Annotated in this window: 18 protein-coding genes; 2 read left to right on the forward strand and 16 right to left on the reverse strand. The window is 27.3% G+C overall.

Translation table 11 applies throughout. The features are described 5' to 3' along the window. Positions 1-124: 124 nt before the first annotated feature. From pflB to manA, 15 genes are all read right to left on the reverse strand, one after another. Complete coding sequence (gene pflB, locus J2Z53_RS02205) at positions 125-2,353, reverse strand: formate C-acetyltransferase (RefSeq protein ID WP_209795588.1); 2,229 nt, start codon at positions 2,351-2,353, stop codon at positions 125-127. Between the two features lie 216 nt (positions 2,354-2,569). After that, positions 2,570-3,244 carry an orotate phosphoribosyltransferase gene (gene pyrE, locus J2Z53_RS02210; RefSeq protein ID WP_209795589.1) on the reverse strand — a complete coding sequence of 225 codons (675 nt, stop codon included), beginning with the start codon at positions 3,242-3,244 and terminating at the stop codon, positions 2,570-2,572. A 25-nt stretch (positions 3,245-3,269) separates the two neighbouring features. Continuing rightward, positions 3,270-4,166, reverse strand: coding sequence for a dihydroorotate dehydrogenase (locus J2Z53_RS02215; protein WP_209795590.1), 897 nt, complete (start codon positions 4,164-4,166; stop codon positions 3,270-3,272). Between the two features lie 13 nt (positions 4,167-4,179). Beyond that, a complete protein-coding gene (locus tag J2Z53_RS02220) occupies positions 4,180-4,920 on the reverse strand; it encodes a dihydroorotate dehydrogenase electron transfer subunit (RefSeq protein WP_209795591.1) in 741 nt (246 codons plus the stop codon). Positions 4,921-4,934: 14 nt separating this feature from the next. Then, complete coding sequence (gene pyrF / locus J2Z53_RS02225; protein ID WP_209795592.1) at positions 4,935-5,807, reverse strand: orotidine-5'-phosphate decarboxylase; 873 nt, start codon at positions 5,805-5,807, stop codon at positions 4,935-4,937. Positions 5,808-5,821: 14 nt separating this feature from the next. Further along, positions 5,822-7,018 carry a dihydroorotase gene (locus J2Z53_RS02230; protein ID WP_209795593.1) on the reverse strand — a complete coding sequence of 399 codons (1,197 nt, stop codon included), beginning with the start codon at positions 7,016-7,018 and terminating at the stop codon, positions 5,822-5,824. A gap of 25 nt (positions 7,019-7,043) precedes the next feature. Continuing rightward, positions 7,044-7,469, reverse strand: a complete 426-nt coding sequence (locus J2Z53_RS02235) for an aspartate carbamoyltransferase regulatory subunit (RefSeq protein ID WP_209795594.1) — start codon at positions 7,467-7,469, stop codon at positions 7,044-7,046. Between the two features lies 1 nt (position 7,470). After that, a complete protein-coding gene (pyrB, locus tag J2Z53_RS02240; protein WP_209795595.1) occupies positions 7,471-8,394 on the reverse strand; it encodes an aspartate carbamoyltransferase in 924 nt (307 codons plus the stop codon). A 235-nt stretch (positions 8,395-8,629) separates the two neighbouring features. Then, positions 8,630-9,667, reverse strand: coding sequence for a TDT family transporter (locus tag J2Z53_RS02245; protein WP_209795596.1), 1,038 nt, complete (start codon positions 9,665-9,667; stop codon positions 8,630-8,632). 166 nt (positions 9,668-9,833) lie between these two features. After that, the gene (locus J2Z53_RS02250) at positions 9,834-10,145 is read right to left on the reverse strand and encodes a hypothetical protein (protein WP_209795597.1); all 312 of its coding nucleotides are present in this window, start codon (positions 10,143-10,145) and stop codon (positions 9,834-9,836) included. 32 nt (positions 10,146-10,177) lie between these two features. Next, on the reverse strand, positions 10,178-10,384 hold the full coding sequence (locus J2Z53_RS02255) for a hypothetical protein (protein WP_209795598.1): 207 nt from the start codon (positions 10,382-10,384) through the stop codon (positions 10,178-10,180). A gap of 314 nt (positions 10,385-10,698) precedes the next feature. Then, on the reverse strand, positions 10,699-11,478 hold the full coding sequence (locus J2Z53_RS02260; protein ID WP_209795599.1) for a serine hydrolase: 780 nt from the start codon (positions 11,476-11,478) through the stop codon (positions 10,699-10,701). A gap of 155 nt (positions 11,479-11,633) precedes the next feature. Further along, positions 11,634-12,734, reverse strand: a complete 1,101-nt coding sequence (locus tag J2Z53_RS02265) for a 6-phosphofructokinase (protein ID WP_209795600.1) — start codon at positions 12,732-12,734, stop codon at positions 11,634-11,636. Between the two features lie 314 nt (positions 12,735-13,048). After that, the gene (locus J2Z53_RS02270) at positions 13,049-13,909 is read right to left on the reverse strand and encodes an undecaprenyl-diphosphate phosphatase (RefSeq protein ID WP_209795601.1); all 861 of its coding nucleotides are present in this window, start codon (positions 13,907-13,909) and stop codon (positions 13,049-13,051) included. 168 nt (positions 13,910-14,077) lie between these two features. After that, positions 14,078-15,055 carry a mannose-6-phosphate isomerase, class I gene (gene manA, locus J2Z53_RS02275; RefSeq protein WP_209795602.1) on the reverse strand — a complete coding sequence of 326 codons (978 nt, stop codon included), beginning with the start codon at positions 15,053-15,055 and terminating at the stop codon, positions 14,078-14,080. A 216-nt stretch (positions 15,056-15,271) separates the two neighbouring features. On the opposite strand from manA, the gene J2Z53_RS02280 reads away from it, so the two are divergent. After that, a complete protein-coding gene (locus J2Z53_RS02280) occupies positions 15,272-16,630 on the forward strand; it encodes a MurT ligase domain-containing protein (protein WP_209795603.1) in 1,359 nt (452 codons plus the stop codon). Positions 16,631-16,645: 15 nt separating this feature from the next. Then, positions 16,646-17,377: a type 1 glutamine amidotransferase gene (locus tag J2Z53_RS02285; RefSeq protein WP_209795604.1), complete on the forward strand. Its 732-nt coding sequence runs from the start codon at positions 16,646-16,648 to the stop codon at positions 17,375-17,377. Positions 17,378-17,410: 33 nt separating this feature from the next. On the opposite strand, the gene J2Z53_RS02290 is transcribed toward J2Z53_RS02285, so the two are convergent. Continuing rightward, positions 17,411-18,166: a polysaccharide deacetylase family protein gene (locus tag J2Z53_RS02290; protein ID WP_209795822.1), complete on the reverse strand. Its 756-nt coding sequence runs from the start codon at positions 18,164-18,166 to the stop codon at positions 17,411-17,413. Between the last annotated feature and the right edge of the window lie 34 nt (positions 18,167-18,200).

Genomic DNA, 18,200 nt, shown 5'->3' on the forward strand with positions numbered 1-18,200 from the left:
ATTTTAAACTTTAAATATCCAATAATTTTAGAAATTTAATATTTACTAAAACATAGATATTTTTAAATTATAATACATATCCTCTGCCAAATAAACTTTAGCAGAGGATACTTTAAAATTTAAATTACATTTTTGAATGGAATGTTCTGTTTATAACATCTAATTGTTGTTCTCTTGTTAACTTAATGAAGTTTACAGCATATCCTGAAACTCTTATAGTTAATTGAGGATATTCTTCTGGTCTTTCCATTGCATCTAATAATGTCTCTCTATTAAATACATTAACATTTAAATGATGAGCATTTTGACCAAAATATCCATCCATTAAGTTGCTTAAATTAGATATTCTCTCTTCTTTTGACTTTCCTAATGCATCTGGTATAATTGAGAAAGTATTTGAAATACCATCTTGTGAATGTTCATATGGAAGCTTAGCAACTGAATTTAATGATGCTAGTGATCCACTTGAATCTCTTCCATGCATTGGATTAGCACCTGGTGCAAATGGTTCTCCAGCTTTTCTTCCACATGGAGTAGTTCCTGTCTTTTTACCATATACTACATTTGAAGTTATAGTTAATATTGATTGAGTATGATATGCATTTCTATAAGTCTTGTTCTTTTTGATCTTATCCATCATATTTTTAACTAAATATACAGCTATTTCATCAACTCTATCATCATCATTTCCGTATTTAGGGAAATCACCTTCAACTTCAAAATCTACAGCTATTCCATTTTCATTTCTAATTGGCTTTACTTTAGCATATTTAATAGCTGATAATGAGTCAGCACATACTGATAATCCAGCTATACCACAAGCCATTGTTCTAAATACATCTCTATCATGTAATGCCATTTGTAATGATTCATATGAATATTTATCATGCATGTAGTGAATGCAATTTAATGTATTTACATAAAGATTTGCAAGCCAATCTGTCATTGCATCAAATTTTTCCATTACTTCATCATAATCTAGATATTCACTCTTTATTGGCTCCATCTTTGGTGCTACTTGTACTCCTGATTTCTCATCTACACCACCATTTATAGTGTAAAGTAAAGTTTTAGCTAAGTTAACTCTTGCTCCAAAGAATTGCATTTGCTTTCCTACTCTCATTGCTGAAACACAACAAGCTATAGCATAATCGTCTCCCCAATATTCTAACATTAAATCATCATTTTCATATTGAACAGAACTTGTATCTATTGAAACCTTTGAACAGAAATCTTTAAAGTTTTGTGGTAATCTTTTTGACCATAAAACTGTTAAATTTGGTTCTGGTGATGGTCCTAAAGTATAAAGTGTATTTAATATTCTAAATGAATTTTTAGTAACTAAAGTTCTTCCATCAAGTCCCATACCTGCTATTGATTCAGTTACCCAAGTTGGATCTCCTGAAAATAAATCATTATATTCTGGAGTTCTTAAGAACTTAACTAATCTAAGTTTCATTACAAAGTGATCCATTATTTCTTGAGCTTCTTCTTCTGTTATAGCCCCAGATTTTAAATCTCTTTCTATGAAAATATCTAAAAATGTTGAAGTTCTTCCAAGTGACATTGCTGCACCATTTTGTTGCTTAATTGCAGCTAAGTATCCAAAGTATAACCATTGAACTGCTTCTTTAGCACTACTTGCTGGCTTAGATATATCTATTCCATAACTTAATGCCATTTCCTTAAGTTCTTTTAAAGCATTTATTTGTTCTGTTATTTCTTCTCTTAATTGGATTACATCAGAATCAATTGTTCTAACTTCTAAACTCTTCTTTTGCTCTATTTTATCTTCTATTAGTCTGTCAACACCATATAGTGCAACTCTTCTATAGTCACCTATAATTCTTCCTCTACCATAAGCATCTGGAAGTCCAGTTACAATACCATATTTTCTAGCTAATCTCATTTCATCTGTATATACATCAAATACACCTTGGTTATGTGTCTTTCTATACTTTGTAAATATCTCTGATATTTTTGGATCTACCTCATATCCATAAGCTTTAGCTGCATTTTCAGCCATTCTTATACCACCTTGTGGCATAACTGCTCTTTTAAGAGGTGCGTCTGTTTGTACACCAACAATTTTTTCGATTGCTTCATCTATATAACCTGGTTTATAAGCATCAATTCCAGATATTGTTTTAGTATCAACATCCAGAACTCCATTTTCTCTTTCTTTTTTAAATAGTTCACTAACATCATCCCATAACTTTTTAGTGTTTTCAGTTGCACCAGCTAAAAATGAAGCATCTCCTTCGTATGGTGTATAATTCTTTTGAATAAAGTCTCTAACATTAATTTGTTTTTCCCAGTTTCCCTCTTTGAAACCTTCCCATTCTTTAAACATTAATTTACGTCGCCTCTTTTCTTTTTAAATTCTATTAAATTATAAATGATAAATTTTTCATAGTCAATAATATTTTTCACTTGAAAAATATTATCATATTATAATTTTCTATACATTTATATTTTAAATAAAAAAAGACCAATTGTAAATTTTATTTTAACAATTAGTCTCTTTTTTTATATTTTAAAAATATTTTCTAAACTTTATACGTTTTATTTAGATTGCTCCGTATTGTTTATAATAATTATTTATTCTTTCCATTACATTATCATCAATAAGAACTTTTCCATTTATCTCTTTATTATAAAGATAATCAATTACTTCTTTCATAGTAACAATTGCACAAGTTTTAAAGTTAAATTTTTCTTTTATCTCTTTTAATGCAGATTTTTCACCTTGACCCTTTTCCATTCTATCTACTGATATTATAAGTCCATTAACTGAAACATCTCCTTGACTTTTTATTATAGGCATAGTTTCATATATAGATGTACCTGCAGTTGTAACATCCTCAACTATTAGAACTTTATCTCCATCCTTTAATTTTCCTCCTAATAAAATTCCTTTATCTCCATGATCCTTTACTTCTTTTCTATTAGAACAATACTCTACATCTATATCATAAAGATTTGATAATGCAATTGATGTTGTAACTGTTAATGGAATTCCTTTATATGCAGGCCCAAACAAAACATCATATTCATCTCCAAAATTTTCTCTTATTGCTTTTGCATAAAATTCACCAAGTCTTTTTAATTGACTTCCACTTTTATAATTTCCTGTATTCACAAAGAATGGAGTTTTTCTACCACTTTTTGTTACAAAATCTCCAAAAGTAAGTACTCCACACTCTACCATAAATTCAATGAATTCCTTTTTATAATCTTTCATAAGAAACCTCCAAAACTTTAAACAATTATATAATTCCAATTATCTCATTTATATCTTTTATACCTTCTCTTATTAAAAATTCTTCCATACCTTTTATTATTTCTTTTCCAGCTAAAGGATTACTAAAATTAACCGTTCCAATTTGTATTGCAGTTGCACCTGCCATAATAAATTCTATTGCATCTTGCCAATTTGATATTCCTCCAAGACCTATTACCGGAATATCAACATTTTTTGAAACTTCATGAACCATTCTTAGTGCTATTGGCTTTACAGCTGGTCCTGAAAGCCCTGCATAAACATTATTAAATACTGGTTTTCTTTTATTTATATCAATTGCCATTCCCTTTAATGTATTTATTAAAGATAAAGAATCCGCCCCAGCTTCTCTACACTTAACTGCCATATCAACTATATTTTCGGCATTTGGAGATAATTTAACCATAAGTGGCTTATTTGATATTTTCTTTATTTTACTTACAAAATCATAAGCTACATCTGATTTTATTCCATAAGCCATTCCTCCACATTTTACATTTGGACATGATATGTTAAGTTCTATAATATCTACATCTGTATCATTTAACTTACTTATTGCCATTTCGTAATCTTCTAGGCATCCCCCTCCAACATTTGCTATTATGTTAGTGCCTAAATTTTTCATATCTTCTAATTCATATTTTATAAAATGATCTATTCCTGGATTTTGAAGACCTACAGAGTTTAACATTCCACTTGGAGTTTCAAATACTCTTATACCTTCATTTCCCTCTTTTTTATTTATTGTTAGTCCCTTTGAAGAAATGCCCCCTAGAATTCCCACATCATAAAAGTCATTGTACTCTTTTCCAAATCCAAATGTACCAGAAGCTGCTATAACAGGATTTTTAAATTCTATTCCATTTATATTAACTTTCAACATATAAACTTTCCTCCTATAGTTCTACATAATTTCCATCAAAAACTGGTCCATCTTTACAAGTCCTTTTATGACCATCTTTTGTTTTACAAGTACATACTAGGCAAGCTCCAACTCCACAAGCCATATGCTTTTCCATGGATACAAATACTTTTGTATTACTTTCTTTACACATATCTATAACTTTTTTCATCATTATTTCAGGTCCACAACATAAAACTACATCATATTCCTTTGGATTTAAAATTTCTGTTACAAAACCTTTTTTGCCATGTTTTCCTGTATTTGTTGTAATTTTTATATTATCAACATAGTTTTCAAAGTCTTTTGTTAAATATGTATCATCTCTAAAACCTGCATACAAATCTATTTTACTTGAATTTTTATTATTTTTAAGTTCCTTTGCAACTTGAAGCATTGGTGCTATTCCAATTCCCCCTACAACTAAAGCAACTTTTCCTAAAGGTTCTTTTACATTAAACCCATTTCCTAGTGGTCCTGTTATACTTATCTCATCCCCCGTTTTTAACTTACTTATCTCTTCTGTTCCTTTTCCTACTACTGCATAAAGAAAAGTTAATTTATTTTCTGTCTTTTCGCATATACTTATAGGTCTTGGAAGTATTCCTGAGGAAACTTTTATCATATAAAATTGACCACAATTTATATCATTGTCATTTTCAATAATTAATTTAAAAATTCCCTTTTCTATCTCTTCATTACTAATTACAGTAGTCTTTTCATAGACAATACTCATAACTAAAAATCCTCCTACTTATTACATGCTGATCTTATTTCATCTCTCATTCTAATAGCTTCTTCTCTAGCACATTTGCCGAAATTTTCTTCTTTTTCACCTTTATTTTTATATGCTAAAAGTATACCTCTTGATGAATTAACTACTCCTCCATTACCATTATTTAAATAAAGTGCCACATCAGATGCCTTTCCACCTTGGGCTCCATAACCTGGTATTAAGAAAAACATTTCTTTTAAATTTTCTCTAATCTTTGCTCCCTCTTCTATATGTGTACATCCTATAACTCCCCCCATTGGAGTATAGCCACATTCACCTATATAAGGTTTTCCCATATTTAAAATCTTTTCACCAACTATATCATATACATTCTTGCCTTCTTCATTTTTAATATATTCTATATCAAAAGCTCCTTTATTTGAGGTTCTAACTAAACTAAATATTCCTTTTTCTCCTTTTTCTATATATGGAATGTAAGGTTCTATACTATCCATCCCCATATATGGATTTAAGGTTATAAAATCAGCCTCAAAATCTCCTTCAAAATGAGCTTTTGCATACATTTTAGCAGTTGCTGAAATATCTCCTCTTTTTATATCTGCAATTATAATTAAATCTTTTTCTCTAAGATATTTTAAAGTTTCTTTATATGCCATTAATCCTTCAATTCCTAAAGCTTCATAATAAGCAATTTGAACTTTAAAACAGGCACAAACATCAAAGGTTTTATCTATTACCTCTTTATTAAACTTTACTATTGCATCCTTAATTGAATTGTTATTTTTTATATATTCAGGTATATAATCAAGTGATGTGTCTAAACCAACACACACCACTCCTCTCTCTTCAACCCTTTTATATAATTTATCTATAATTTTACTTCTCATATTTAAATCCCCACCTATCTTTTATAGAGTACTCTTCCACCTTTTATTGTCATAACTACTTCACCATAAAACTCCATACCTTCAAATGGTGTATTTTTTCCCTTTGAGTAAAATTTAGTAGAATCTACTTTTATTTTTTTATTAAGATCTAGTAGAACTAAATCTCCATCTAACCCTATACTAATATTTCCTTTATTCATTTTTAATATTTCTGCTGGATTTTTAGACATCATCTCTGAAAGCCTGTTTATTGTAATAACTCCATTTTTAACTAATGTTGTATAACATATTGGAAATGCAGTTTCAAGTCCTACCATTCCAGGTGATCCCTTTTTCTTATCCTCTAAAGTATGAGGTGCATGATCTGTTCCTATGCAATCTACATCACCATGTTTTATAGCCTTTATTAGAAAACCTACATCTTCCTTTTCCCTTATTGGTGGGTTAACTCTATAATTATTAATATCATTAGTTAAGGAAATATGGTGGGGTGTAACTTCACAAGTTACATTTACCCCATTACATTTTCCATCTATTATATATCTCATAGCTTCCTTAGTGCTAACATGAGCCATATGAAGTCTAGCTCCTGTAACTTTAGCTAAGGTTATATCTCTCCAAGTCATCATATTTTCAGCAAGACGCATATCTATATCTGAAAATTCCTTTGACTCTGCGTGAGACATTATAACCCAATTATTTTCTTTAGCTACTTTCATAGCCTCCATCATAACTCTTGAATCTGAAACGCCAACTCCATCATCTGATATAACCTTTACTCTATGGTCATCTTTAAAATTTTCTAAGTGAGAAATTGTTTTTCCATCAAAATTTTTTGTTATTGTAACGCATTGGCATATGTCTATTAAGTTTAAATCTTTTTCTTTATTTTTTACATAATCTAAAACTTCCTTAGATGAACATACTGGACTTGTATTTCCCATTAAGCAAACTCCTGTATATCCTCCTCTAAGTGCTGCTTTAGACCCTGTTTCTAAATCTTCTTTATAAGTAAGTCCTGGATCTCTAAAGTGAGCATGTGTATCTACAAAAGCTGGCATTAATACTAAGCCTTTTGCTTCTATAGTTTCTACTCCATTTTTATTTAATTCAGTTCCGATTTCTTTTATCTTTCCATTTTCTATATAAACATCACCAAAAAAATTTTGACTAGAATCAATTACATTGGCATTTTTTATTAAAATATTCAAATTAAGCACCTCTTTAAAATAATTCTTACACCAATTTCATTATGTGATCGCAATATTCACATCTATAAGTTGCCTTATCTCTATCCATTAAGTTAAAGATTTGAGGAACATATTTTTCATCACTTGTTATACATCTTACATTGTCACAAGTTATAACATTTTCAACTCTTTCTGGAAGTTCAGGTATTAATTTATTTACTATTTTTTCGTCTCTTACTTCATTTATAGTTATATTTGGTGAAAGCATTGCAATTACACTATAATCTATATCTTGAATTCCCTCTATTTTTATAATATCTTTTCTTCCTAATCTATTACTTTGTACATTCATTATTAATGCTACACTTGAATCTGATTTTTCTAAGTTTAAGTGTTTAAATATTTTTATTCCTACTCCTGCTTTAATATGGTCTATAACTAATCCATTTTTTATACTTGTTATTTCTAACATACTAACACACCCCCAAAAGTTTGCAAATTAATGCCATTCTTGCATACATTCCATATCTTGCTTGTTCAAAATAAGCTGCTCTTTTATCTCTATCTACTTCAACTGCAATTTCATTAACTCTTGGTAATGGATGCATAACTATCATATCATCTTTAGCTTGTCTCATTTTTTCCATATCTAATATATAACTATCTTTCAATCTTAAATATTCTTCTTCATTGAAGAATCTTTCTCTTTGAATTCTTGTCATATATAATATGTCTAATTCATCTATTACATCTTCTAGCTTTTCAACTTCTTTAAACTCAATATTATTTTTCTTTAAAACATCTTCTATCATATAATCTGGTACTCTAAGTTCTTTTGGAGATATTAGAACAAATTTATTTCCTTCATATCTTGACATTGCTTTAATTAAAGAATGTACTGTTCTTCCATACTTTAAGTCTCCACAAATACCTATTGTATGATTTGCAAGATTTCCTTTTAGTGTTTTTATTGTTAATAAATCTGTTAATGTTTGAGTTGGATGTTGATGTCCACCATCACCTGCATTTATAACAGGTACATTTGAGTACATACTTGCAACCTTTGATGATCCTTCTTTGGGATGTCTCATTGTTATAATATCTGAGTAAATTGATACCATCTTTATTGTATCTGCAAGTGTTTCTCCTTTTGATGTTGAACTTGAATTTGGCTCTGAAAAGCCTAAGATATTTCCACCTAGTCTCATCATTGCAGCTTCAAAGCTAAATCTTGTTCTTGTACTAGGTTCATAAAATAGAGTTGCTAAAATCTTCCCATCACATATATGAGAATATTTTTTTGGATCTTCAATAATTTGATGTGCTAATTCGAAAATTTCTTCTAGTTCTTCTATGGTAAAATCCATAGGTTCAATTAAATCTTTGTTTTTTAACATAATTTCACTCCTTCTTAACCTCTCAGTGTTAAATTAAAAGGGAAATATTTTCCTACAATTGTTTATAAAAAAGTCTTCCTTAGAAAACCTAAGGAAGACGCAATTATCCTATTAACAATCGTACTACTATTACTTCCTTAATGATCTCTCTGTATCAAATTAAAGGTTATCTTTGCTATGATAATAGCACTTATACTATTTAATGTCAATAATTTTATTTTTAATTTTTTAATGTTTATTTTATTAATTTCTCAACTTTATCATCTGAAAGAGTTTCTTCTTTAGCTGTTTCTTCGAATAATTTTTCTTCTTTCTCTAAATTATTTTCAAAATTAGGATTTATAGCCTTTGCAAATAACATTAAGAAATTGAATGTTACATAAAGAATTACACCAGTTCCTATAAATATTTCAATATCTCCTAACAATTTAAAAATATTTGCAAAAAGACCTATTCCAAAATATGCACGAAGTTTATAGGCAGCCATTATGCTTATTGCAAGTGGGAAAGTTAATGAAGCATATGTTGGTGCAAAACCCTTTTTTATAAAATCAATTATATAAGTATATACAATAATTAAATTTATTAATGATACTATAGCTAAAATTATTACTATTGCTGGATTTAAAACTTTAAATGCTGTAAGATATCCAACTAAGCAAAGGCTAGCTGGTGCTGCCATTATACCTATAGTAGGCAAAGTATGAGCTTCTAAAGCCTTATGGTTATATACTCTATATAACATTATTGGCCACGTAATTATATATAATATAAATCCAAAATAAAATAATCCTCTAGCTAAAGCATCGTGTCCCATTCCTGGACTTGCAACTGTTGCAACTACTACTCCTATCCATATTACAAACCAACTTGGAACCATATGTTCTAATTTAAAATTTTTTGCTCTAACTATTGAAAAGAAAATAAATAATCCAATATGAACTGCTATACATAAAAGCCATACTATTTTTGCTATATTAGGAGTTACATTTAAAAAGTATGCTGCTATAAGCATAAGTGCCATGTCTATAGTTGGATAAAAACTGCCTAAAACTGGATGTTTTAATTCTTCTAATATTTTCTTAGGAAATAGTACTATTCTTAAAAACATTAATAATAATGCAAAAATAGAAAATACTATTGCTAATGGTTTAAAGAATAGTATTCCATTTAATTGCCAAGCAGTACCTAATGTAATTAAAGCTAATGAAGTACCACATATACCTATAGGGTAATTTTCTAATTTACTTAAAATTTGTCTATTTATATTCACTTTTTCTCCTCCATTTATCAATTATAAATGAATTATATATCAATATTTTTAATAAGTAAAATATTATATTATTATAATATTAATAATCATATACCTATATCATTTACAAAATTATGTTTAAATATAATCAAATATCATAAGGTCTTTAATAATAAAAGCATATCTATTAGTCTATTTTAGAAATAACTCTAAAATCAAGAATTATTTTTTCCAATAACTCCTTTTGTAATTCATTTAATAAATCATCATTACCAGTTGTATCAACTTTCTCTAACATCTTAAATTTAGTAATATTCCTTTTAACTATTTTATCAAGTATTTTATCAAGTTTAATCTTTGAAGAAGTTTCTAAATTATCGTATTTTGTTAATAATTCATCAGAATAAAATCCATTATCATCCATTATTCCAGTTAAAAAATTGCAATAACACAAGTCAAAAAGTTCCTTCTCACTAAAAATTTCTAAAAAATTTGCCATACTGAATCCCTCCTAAAATATTTTATATAATTTTACTTTTGCTCCTTTTCTTTAATTTTCAAATATAATTTTTCTATCTTTTTATCTATAGTTTCTATTTGAAGTTTTAATTTTTGTTTTTCATCACTTAATTCATCAATTTCATCTTTAATTGTTTTTATTTCTAACTTTTCAATTTTCCCTCTCTTTTTTATATCTTTATAAAATTCTTTATTTTCTATATCATTAATTATATTCATAAATTTTTTCTCCTTATTAAAATTAGTTATATCATAATTTTATAATATAAAATTATCCTCATTGTAAAACTTCTATTAATTAGCAAATAAATTTGTATAAATAATAAACAAAAAGCAAAAAATAAATATTAACCTGAATTATTTAGCTATATTTTAACATAGTAAATTTTACTCGTAAGTCTACGTTAATTATTAAAAATTTATATAAAAAAGACATTAGATTAATTTAATCTAATGTCTTTAGAATAATAATTATAAATATTTTTAATATGTTAATTTTTGTTTTAAATCTTAATGTCCTAAAATTTGTAATGTTATTTCCAATTATTCATTGCATTATCCCACATCATTTTACCAGTTTTTGCAAGAGTAACTGTTCCATATACACTATTTGGTATGCCCATTGATAAAACAGTAAAAGAAAATGTTCCCTTTGAAAGCTGAACAAGTGCAGTATCATTCTCTACTCCAGTTTTATCTCCTGTCTTACTTGATATTTCATATTTTAAATCATCAGGTATATAAAGAGCTAACTTATTCTTAATTTGCTGTCTTCTTAATATATCTATTAACATAATACTATTTTCTTCGTTTAAATAAGTTCCCTTATATAAATGCTTCCACATTTTTGACAAATCCCTAGCTGATGTTAAATTTTCACTTTCAGAACTATTGTTTCTTTTATCTGCTATCTTTCTATTTAATATAGTATTTTCTAAATTCATTTCTCTTATGTCTTCATTTATCCTATCTATTCCAACAATATCAATAATCTTATTAGTTGCTGTATTATCACTTTGGATAAGCATAGCAACTAATAGTTCAAATACAGTATATTTTCTTGAATCAAATTCATGTATTATTCCTGTTCCATAAACTTTATCAGAACCATCTATTTTTATTCTGTCCATAAAAGATACATTGCCTCTTTCAACATCTTTTATTAAAGAAATAGCTATTGGAAGTTTTATGCAACCTGCAGCAATCATTTTAACGTTTTCATTACAACCATAAATAAAACCACTGTCTAAATCTTCAAAGAAAAAACTATAAGTACCAATTCTTGATTCTAAATATTTTTTAATCTCTCTCATAATATCCTCCAGCTTTCAAATTTAAATATGTCCTAATTGTTAATAAAATTATAGCATATTCAAAGAATTTTTTGAAGTATATAACAAATATTACTTTATTTAAAATATTATCTTTAGTTTACTGTTTTCTAATCTAATTTATTTTATAATATTAATTAATCTCCAAATGAAATTCCTATTTTTTTAGCAATTGTAACTAATTCGCAATTTGGATTAACTTGTTTAGTTTTTTGACCTATTACATTTTCTAAACTATCATAAGTTAACTTATCTCCTCTTAAACAAACCATATTTCCAAAAAGTCCTTCATTAATCATTTCAACTGCTTCTACTCCATATCTTGTTGATAGTATTCTGTCAAAAGTTGAAGTTGTTCCACCTCTCTGAATATGTCCAAGAACTGTACATCTTATTTCATGATCTTTTATTATTTTTTCTAGATCATCTGCTAGTTTATTTCCTATTCCTCCAAGCCTTATTGGATCTGGACTATCAGAAACTATTTTGGAAATTATTACTTCTCCATTTTTAGGCTTAGCCCCTTCTGCAACAACTATAATAGTAAATAACTTTCCTTCAGCTTTTCTTTCATTTACCTTTTCTACTATTTTATTTATGTCGTATGGAATTTCAGGTAATAAAATAACATCAGCAGAACCTGCTATTCCAGATTCTAATGCTATCCATCCAGCGCCCCTTCCCATAACTTCACAAATCATTATTCTATGATGGGATTCTGCTGTTGTATGAAGTCTATCTAAAGCTTCAGTTGCTACATCTATTGCAGTATTAAATCCAAAGGTTACATCAGTTGATGCTAAATCATTATCTATTGTTTTTGGTACTCCTATAACTTTTACACCCTTCCTTGCAAAATCTCTAGCAGAGGTTAATGTACCATCTCCACCTATTACTACTAAAACATCAATTCCTTCTTTTTTAAGATTTTCAACTGCAATATCTGATACATCCTTATTTATAAATACTCCATCTTCCTCTACTCTGTAGTCAAAAAGATTATCTTTATTAGAACTATAAAGAATTGTTCCTCCTCTATGAAGTATTCCAGAAACTGATTCTAAGGTTAATTTTATAAAATCATTATTATATAATCCACGATATCCAAATTTATATCCTATAACTTCATATCCATAATTTAATATTGCTGTTCTAGTTACTGCCCTAATTACTGCATTTAATCCAGGACAATCTCCCCCTCCAGTTAACAAGCCTATTTTTTTAACCCTATTTGACATCTCTCAACTCCCCCTCTACTATATTATAGATAATTATTTTTTATTTATAATTTTATAAAATAAATCCTTTTCTTTAGCATTTGTAGTATAATTATTTTTATTTATTTACTTAAATGTAAAATATTTACTTTCAACATAATAATATCACATTTTTTTTAATTTATAAAGTTATTTATAATTCTTCTATAATATATAAAAATTATAATTAAATATTATTTTATCTATTTATATTCAAACAGATTTATTCTTATTATTTTATAAAAAAAATTCAGCTAAATTTTGTTTAGCTGAATTTTTTATAATTTTCTATAAATTTATAAAGGTGGTAAAACCATAAATCCTGTAAATACAAGTACAGCAAGTATTATACCTACTACTATTCTATATATAGCAAAAATTCTCATTGGCTTCTTCTTTAAATAACTTACAAATCCATCCATTACTAATAATGCAACTATAAATGCAACTATAAATCCAATAGCTAAAGCTATCCATTTTGTTCCATTCATTTGAGAGTAATCAAACTTTAACATATCAAGACCAGTTGAACCTACCATTGCAGGAATAGCTAAAAAGAATGAAAATTCTGCTGCAACAGGAGTTGAAAGTCCTGCAATCCAACCACCCATAATAGTTGAAGCACTTCTTGACATTCCAGGCCACATTGCAAAGCACTGTGCGACACCAACAACTAAAGCTTCTTTTGCAGTAATTCTATCTATATTTGTTGCCTTTGGTCTTCTTTTTCTATATATATTTTCAATAACTATTAATAAAATACCTCCAACTATAAAGCCATAAATAACAGCTCTTGGAGTAAATAATGACTTTATTTTGTCATGAAGAGCTAATCCAACTATAAGAGCTGGAATTGAACCTACAATTACATTAATTCCAAATCTAAAACCAGTTTCCCCTTCTTCTCCTTTTGTAAATATAAATTTAAAAAATTCTACTACGCTTGTACTAATTTTATTCCAATACAAAACTACTACTGCAAGAATTGCCCCAAGTTGTATAACAACTTCAAACATACTTGCAAAAGAGCCAGTAAAGTTAATTAAATTTCCCACAAGTATCATATGTCCTGTTGACGACACTGGTACAAATTCTGTAAGGCCTTCTACTATAGCAATAATAATTGCCTTAAAAATTAATAGTATATTTATTCCCACTAATTCTCACTCGCTTTCAAAATTATTTTCGACTTATTAATTATAAGTTATATTGTAATATATTGTCTACATTATCAATTTAATTAAGTAAATTTTAAGAATAAGGGAGTTTAAATTTTAAATTTAAACTCCCTTATTCTTAAAGATATTATAGAAATTTATATTATATTATTTTAAAACTACTGATAATATTTTTTCTTTTTCTTCTGAAACATCTGGGACAAAACTTTTAAGTAGTGTAAAGCTTCCCTTTAATTCATATTCTCCAAGATATGCAGGAATAAGTATACTATCTCCCTTCTTTATATCTAATGAACCTTCATTCCATAATATTTCTCCATTTCCTTCAACACAAGTAAATAAGAAAAATCTATTTTTATCACTTTCTTCCTTTGCACTTTCTTTGATTTCATACTTTTCTATTGCAAAGTATTCACCTATACAAAGTATAGTTTTATCATATCCATCTTTATGAATAGTTATTCCTTTAATATTTTCTCCCTTTAATGAGAAATCTATAACATCTAAAGCTTTTTCTACATGAATTTCTCTTCCTCTATTATAGTCATAAACTCTATAAGTTGTATCACTACTTTGTTGTATTTCTGCTATTACAACTCCTTCACAGATCGCATGTACTAATCCACTTTTAACGTAGAACATATCACCTTTTTTTACAGGAATTTTATTTAAGTACGGACTTAAGTTTCCATCCTTTATTGCCTTTTCAAAAATTTCTTTATCACAATTTTTTGTACCTACTATAAGAGATGCTCCTTCTTTTGCATCTACAACATACCAAGCTTCTGTCTTTCCAAGATCATTATCTTTAACTTTTGCATATTCATCTCCTGGATGAACTTGAACTGATAACTTGTCGTTAGCATTTATAAGCTTTATTAGTAAAGGAAAGTTTTCTACTCCTATTTTATCTCCAACTAACTTATGTTGTAATTTTTTTATAAGTTCATCAAATTTAATTCCTTTAAATTCACCATTTTTTACAACTCCTGTACCATTTCTATGGCACGCTATATCCCATGTTTCTCCTATTAGACCATCTGGCATGTTATCTCTAAAATTTTCTAAGTCTCTACCTCCCCAGATCTTGTCATAGTATAAATTTTCAAATATAATTGGATACATTTTAAATATTCTCCTTTTCTCTTTTGAATACATTTTTAATTATATTATTTAACATACATTAATAATACGATAAAAATTTTTTTCTCTCAACATTATAATAATTTTTTTATTAATAATTAGATTAAATGTTGTATTAAATAAAATTTCGATATAATATATTTTATGTTATACTAATTATTATTTAAATAATAACTGTCAATACTTAAAGATAGGGTGGTGAATACTATTAATATAAAATCATTTATAAGTATTATTTCTAGTAAAATAGTACTTTTCATTTCAAAAAACTTTTTAAAAGGTGGTAGTACTTTTCCTGGAAGAATTGCTTTAAAGATAGACAAAAATATCTTAAAAACTGTTTCTAAAGGTTATAAAGTTATTCTTATTACAGGTACTAACGGTAAAACAACAACTACCAGTATGATTACAAATATACTTAAAGAAAATGGATTTAAAGTAATAACAAATAATACAGGAGCAAATCTTTTTCCTGGAATTGTTTCTTGTTTTGTAGATAACTTTAAATTTAGTGATAGCAATTCTTCTAAGTATGCAGTTATAGAAGTTGATGAAGCAAACGTTAAATTTATTACAGAATACATAACTCCAGAACTTCTTACTATAACTAACTTATTTAGAGATCAGCTTGACAGATATGGAGAAGTATATACAACACTTACTAAAATTTTAGAAGGAGTTAAAAAATCACCAGAGACTAAGCTTATTTTAAATGGTGATGAATCTTTACTTGGAAAATTAGATATTAAAAATCCTACCGAATTTTATGGATTTAATGTTCCAATTCAAAAGGATACAAAGGTTGATGTAAACTCTGATTCTAAATTTTGCAAATTTTGTAAGTCTCCTTATAGCTATAACTTCATTACATACAATCACTTAGGAGATTTTTATTGTCCTAATTGTGGATATAAAAGACCTACTCTAAAATATACTGTTAATGAAATAATTGAGGCTACACCTGAATATTCAAGGGTTGTTATTAATAATACTCCAATTACAATTAGTCAATCTGGAGCTTACAATATATATAATGGTCTTTGCGCTTATTCTATTGCAAAAGAACTTGGCGTAGATGATAGTGTAATATCTAAATCTCTAGGAAAACAAGATTCAAGTTTTGGTAGACAAGAAGTTATAAAAATTGATAATAAAAATATAAAAATAATTCTTGTAAAAAATCCTGCTGGATATAACCAAGCAATAGATACATTATGTTTAAACAAAGGTGAATTTTCTGCATTATTTATGTTAAATGATAATTATGCAGACGGACGTGATGTATCCTGGATATGGGATGTTAATTTTGAAAAACTTAAAAACCTTTCAATAAATAATGTTTTTGTTTCAGGAATGAGAATGTATGATATGGCTGTCAGACTTAAAACTGCAGGTCTTAACTCTGACAACTTTATAATTGAAGCTGATTATGAAAATTTAACAAATAAAATTAAAGAATGTAAAGATACTAATATTTATGTGCTTGCAACTTATACTGCAATGATTAATTATAGAAAGTATTTACATTCAAAAGGATATATCAAAAAACTTTGGTAAAAGGAAGGAAATATTATGGAATTAAATATTTGTCATCTTTATCCTGACCTATTAAATGTTTATGGTGATGTAGGAAATATATTAATACTTAAGTCTAGAGCAGAAGCTAGAGGAATAAAAGTTAATATTATTGATGTATCTATAAATGATGAATTCAAAGGAGATAATTATGATATTGTATTCTTTGGTGGTGGTCAAGATTATGAACAATCAATAGTTTCAGATGATTTAAAAAACGGAAAAAAAGAAGCATTAACTAAATATGTAGAAGATTCAAAAGTTTTAATTGCCATATGTGGTGGATATCAACTTCTTGGTAACTATTATAGAGCTCCTAATGGAGAGAAACTTGAAGGATTAGGAATATTAGATATATATACTGAAGGTGGAGATACTCGTTTTATTGGTAATACAATAATTAAAAATGAAGATTTATCTCAAACTTATGTTGGATTTGAAAATCATTCAGGAAGAACTTATATAAATAATTTAAAACCTCTTGGAAAATGTATTGAAGGTTACGGAAATAATGGCGAAGATGGTTATGAAGGTTGTATTTACAAAAATACATTCTGTACTTATTTACATGGTTCCCTACTTTCTAAAAATCCTGAACTTGCAGATAGATTTTTAACCCTTGCTCTAAATAATAAATATGGTGAAGTTAATTTACAACCTTTAAATGATGAACTTGAACTTAAAGCTAAAGAAACCATTATAAAAAGATTTGAAAATAAAGATAATTAAGAAAAAGAAACCTATATTATAGGTTTCTTTTTCTTAATTTCTGTTTATTACTCTATTAGTCTTTAGATATTTAATTTCTTCTTTTGATATATTATCTAATGTCTTAAATTCATAATTCATACGCTTATATTCATTTATAATACTTTGTAATGAATTTACAGTGCTTTTTTTCCCTGCTGCATCATGCATTAAAACAACTTCAATATTATATGTACCAGCATTTCTTTTAATATTATTTTTTATAACATCACTAGGTACATTTGCAAATTTTGCATCTCCTGAATCAATATTCCAATCAATGTACATTTTATTTTTTTTCTTTAACTCTTTTTCTATACTATTTATAACACTTCTATCGCCTACTGTATTTGTAGATCCACCTGGTAATCTTACAAAATTTAATTTTGTATTTTTACCTAATACACTTTTTATTCTTTTTTCACAAATATTCAAATCTTTAAAATACTCGTTCTTATTTTTATAAATTTTTTTATAATTATGAACGTTACAGTGAGGATATATTGCCATATTATTATTTTTTAATTTCTTAATAATCCCCTTATTTTCTATAACACTATTTCCAACTACAAAAAATGTTGCCTTTACTTTATTTTTATTAAGTATATTAAGTATTTTACCTGTATTTTCATAAGATGGTCCATCGTCAAATGTTAAATAAACAACTTTCTTTTTTAATGTACTACAATTTCCTTGAATATAAGCTGAATTTAAAGTAATAATTAAAATAATTGCTAAGCCTAAGGCTATATTCTTAAATGTTTTTATAATATCACCACCTTATATATATTTTTCCTACAATCTT

It is taken from the genome of Clostridium moniliforme (genome assembly GCF_017873235.1).
GTDB lineage: Bacteria > Bacillota > Clostridia > Clostridiales > Clostridiaceae > Clostridium > Clostridium moniliforme.

Coding starts and splice junctions, on each gene's coding strand:
- pflB (WP_209795588.1), bottom strand. CDS start 2,353: ATGTTTAAAGAATGGGAAGGTTTCAAAGAGGGAAACTGGGAAAAACAA.
- pyrE (WP_209795589.1), bottom strand. CDS start 3,244: ATGAAAGATTATAAAAAGGAATTCATTGAATTTATGGTAGAGTGTGGA.
- J2Z53_RS02215 (WP_209795590.1), bottom strand. CDS start 4,166: ATGTTGAAAGTTAATATAAATGGAATAGAATTTAAAAATCCTGTTATA.
- J2Z53_RS02220 (WP_209795591.1), bottom strand. CDS start 4,920: ATGAGTATTGTCTATGAAAAGACTACTGTAATTAGTAATGAAGAGATA.
- pyrF (WP_209795592.1), bottom strand. CDS start 5,807: ATGAGAAGTAAAATTATAGATAAATTATATAAAAGGGTTGAAGAGAGA.
- J2Z53_RS02235 (WP_209795594.1), bottom strand. CDS start 7,469: ATGTTAGAAATAACAAGTATAAAAAATGGATTAGTTATAGACCATATT.
- pyrB (WP_209795595.1), bottom strand. CDS start 8,394: ATGTTAAAAAACAAAGATTTAATTGAACCTATGGATTTTACCATAGAA.
- J2Z53_RS02250 (WP_209795597.1), bottom strand. CDS start 10,145: ATGGCAAATTTTTTAGAAATTTTTAGTGAGAAGGAACTTTTTGACTTG.
- J2Z53_RS02255 (WP_209795598.1), bottom strand. CDS start 10,384: ATGAATATAATTAATGATATAGAAAATAAAGAATTTTATAAAGATATA.
- J2Z53_RS02260 (WP_209795599.1), bottom strand. CDS start 11,478: ATGAGAGAGATTAAAAAATATTTAGAATCAAGAATTGGTACTTATAGT.
- J2Z53_RS02265 (WP_209795600.1), bottom strand. CDS start 12,734: ATGTCAAATAGGGTTAAAAAAATAGGCTTGTTAACTGGAGGGGGAGAT.
- manA (WP_209795602.1), bottom strand. CDS start 15,055: ATGTATCCAATTATATTTGAAAATTTATACTATGACAAGATCTGGGGA.
- J2Z53_RS02285 (WP_209795604.1), top strand. CDS start 16,646: ATGGAATTAAATATTTGTCATCTTTATCCTGACCTATTAAATGTTTAT.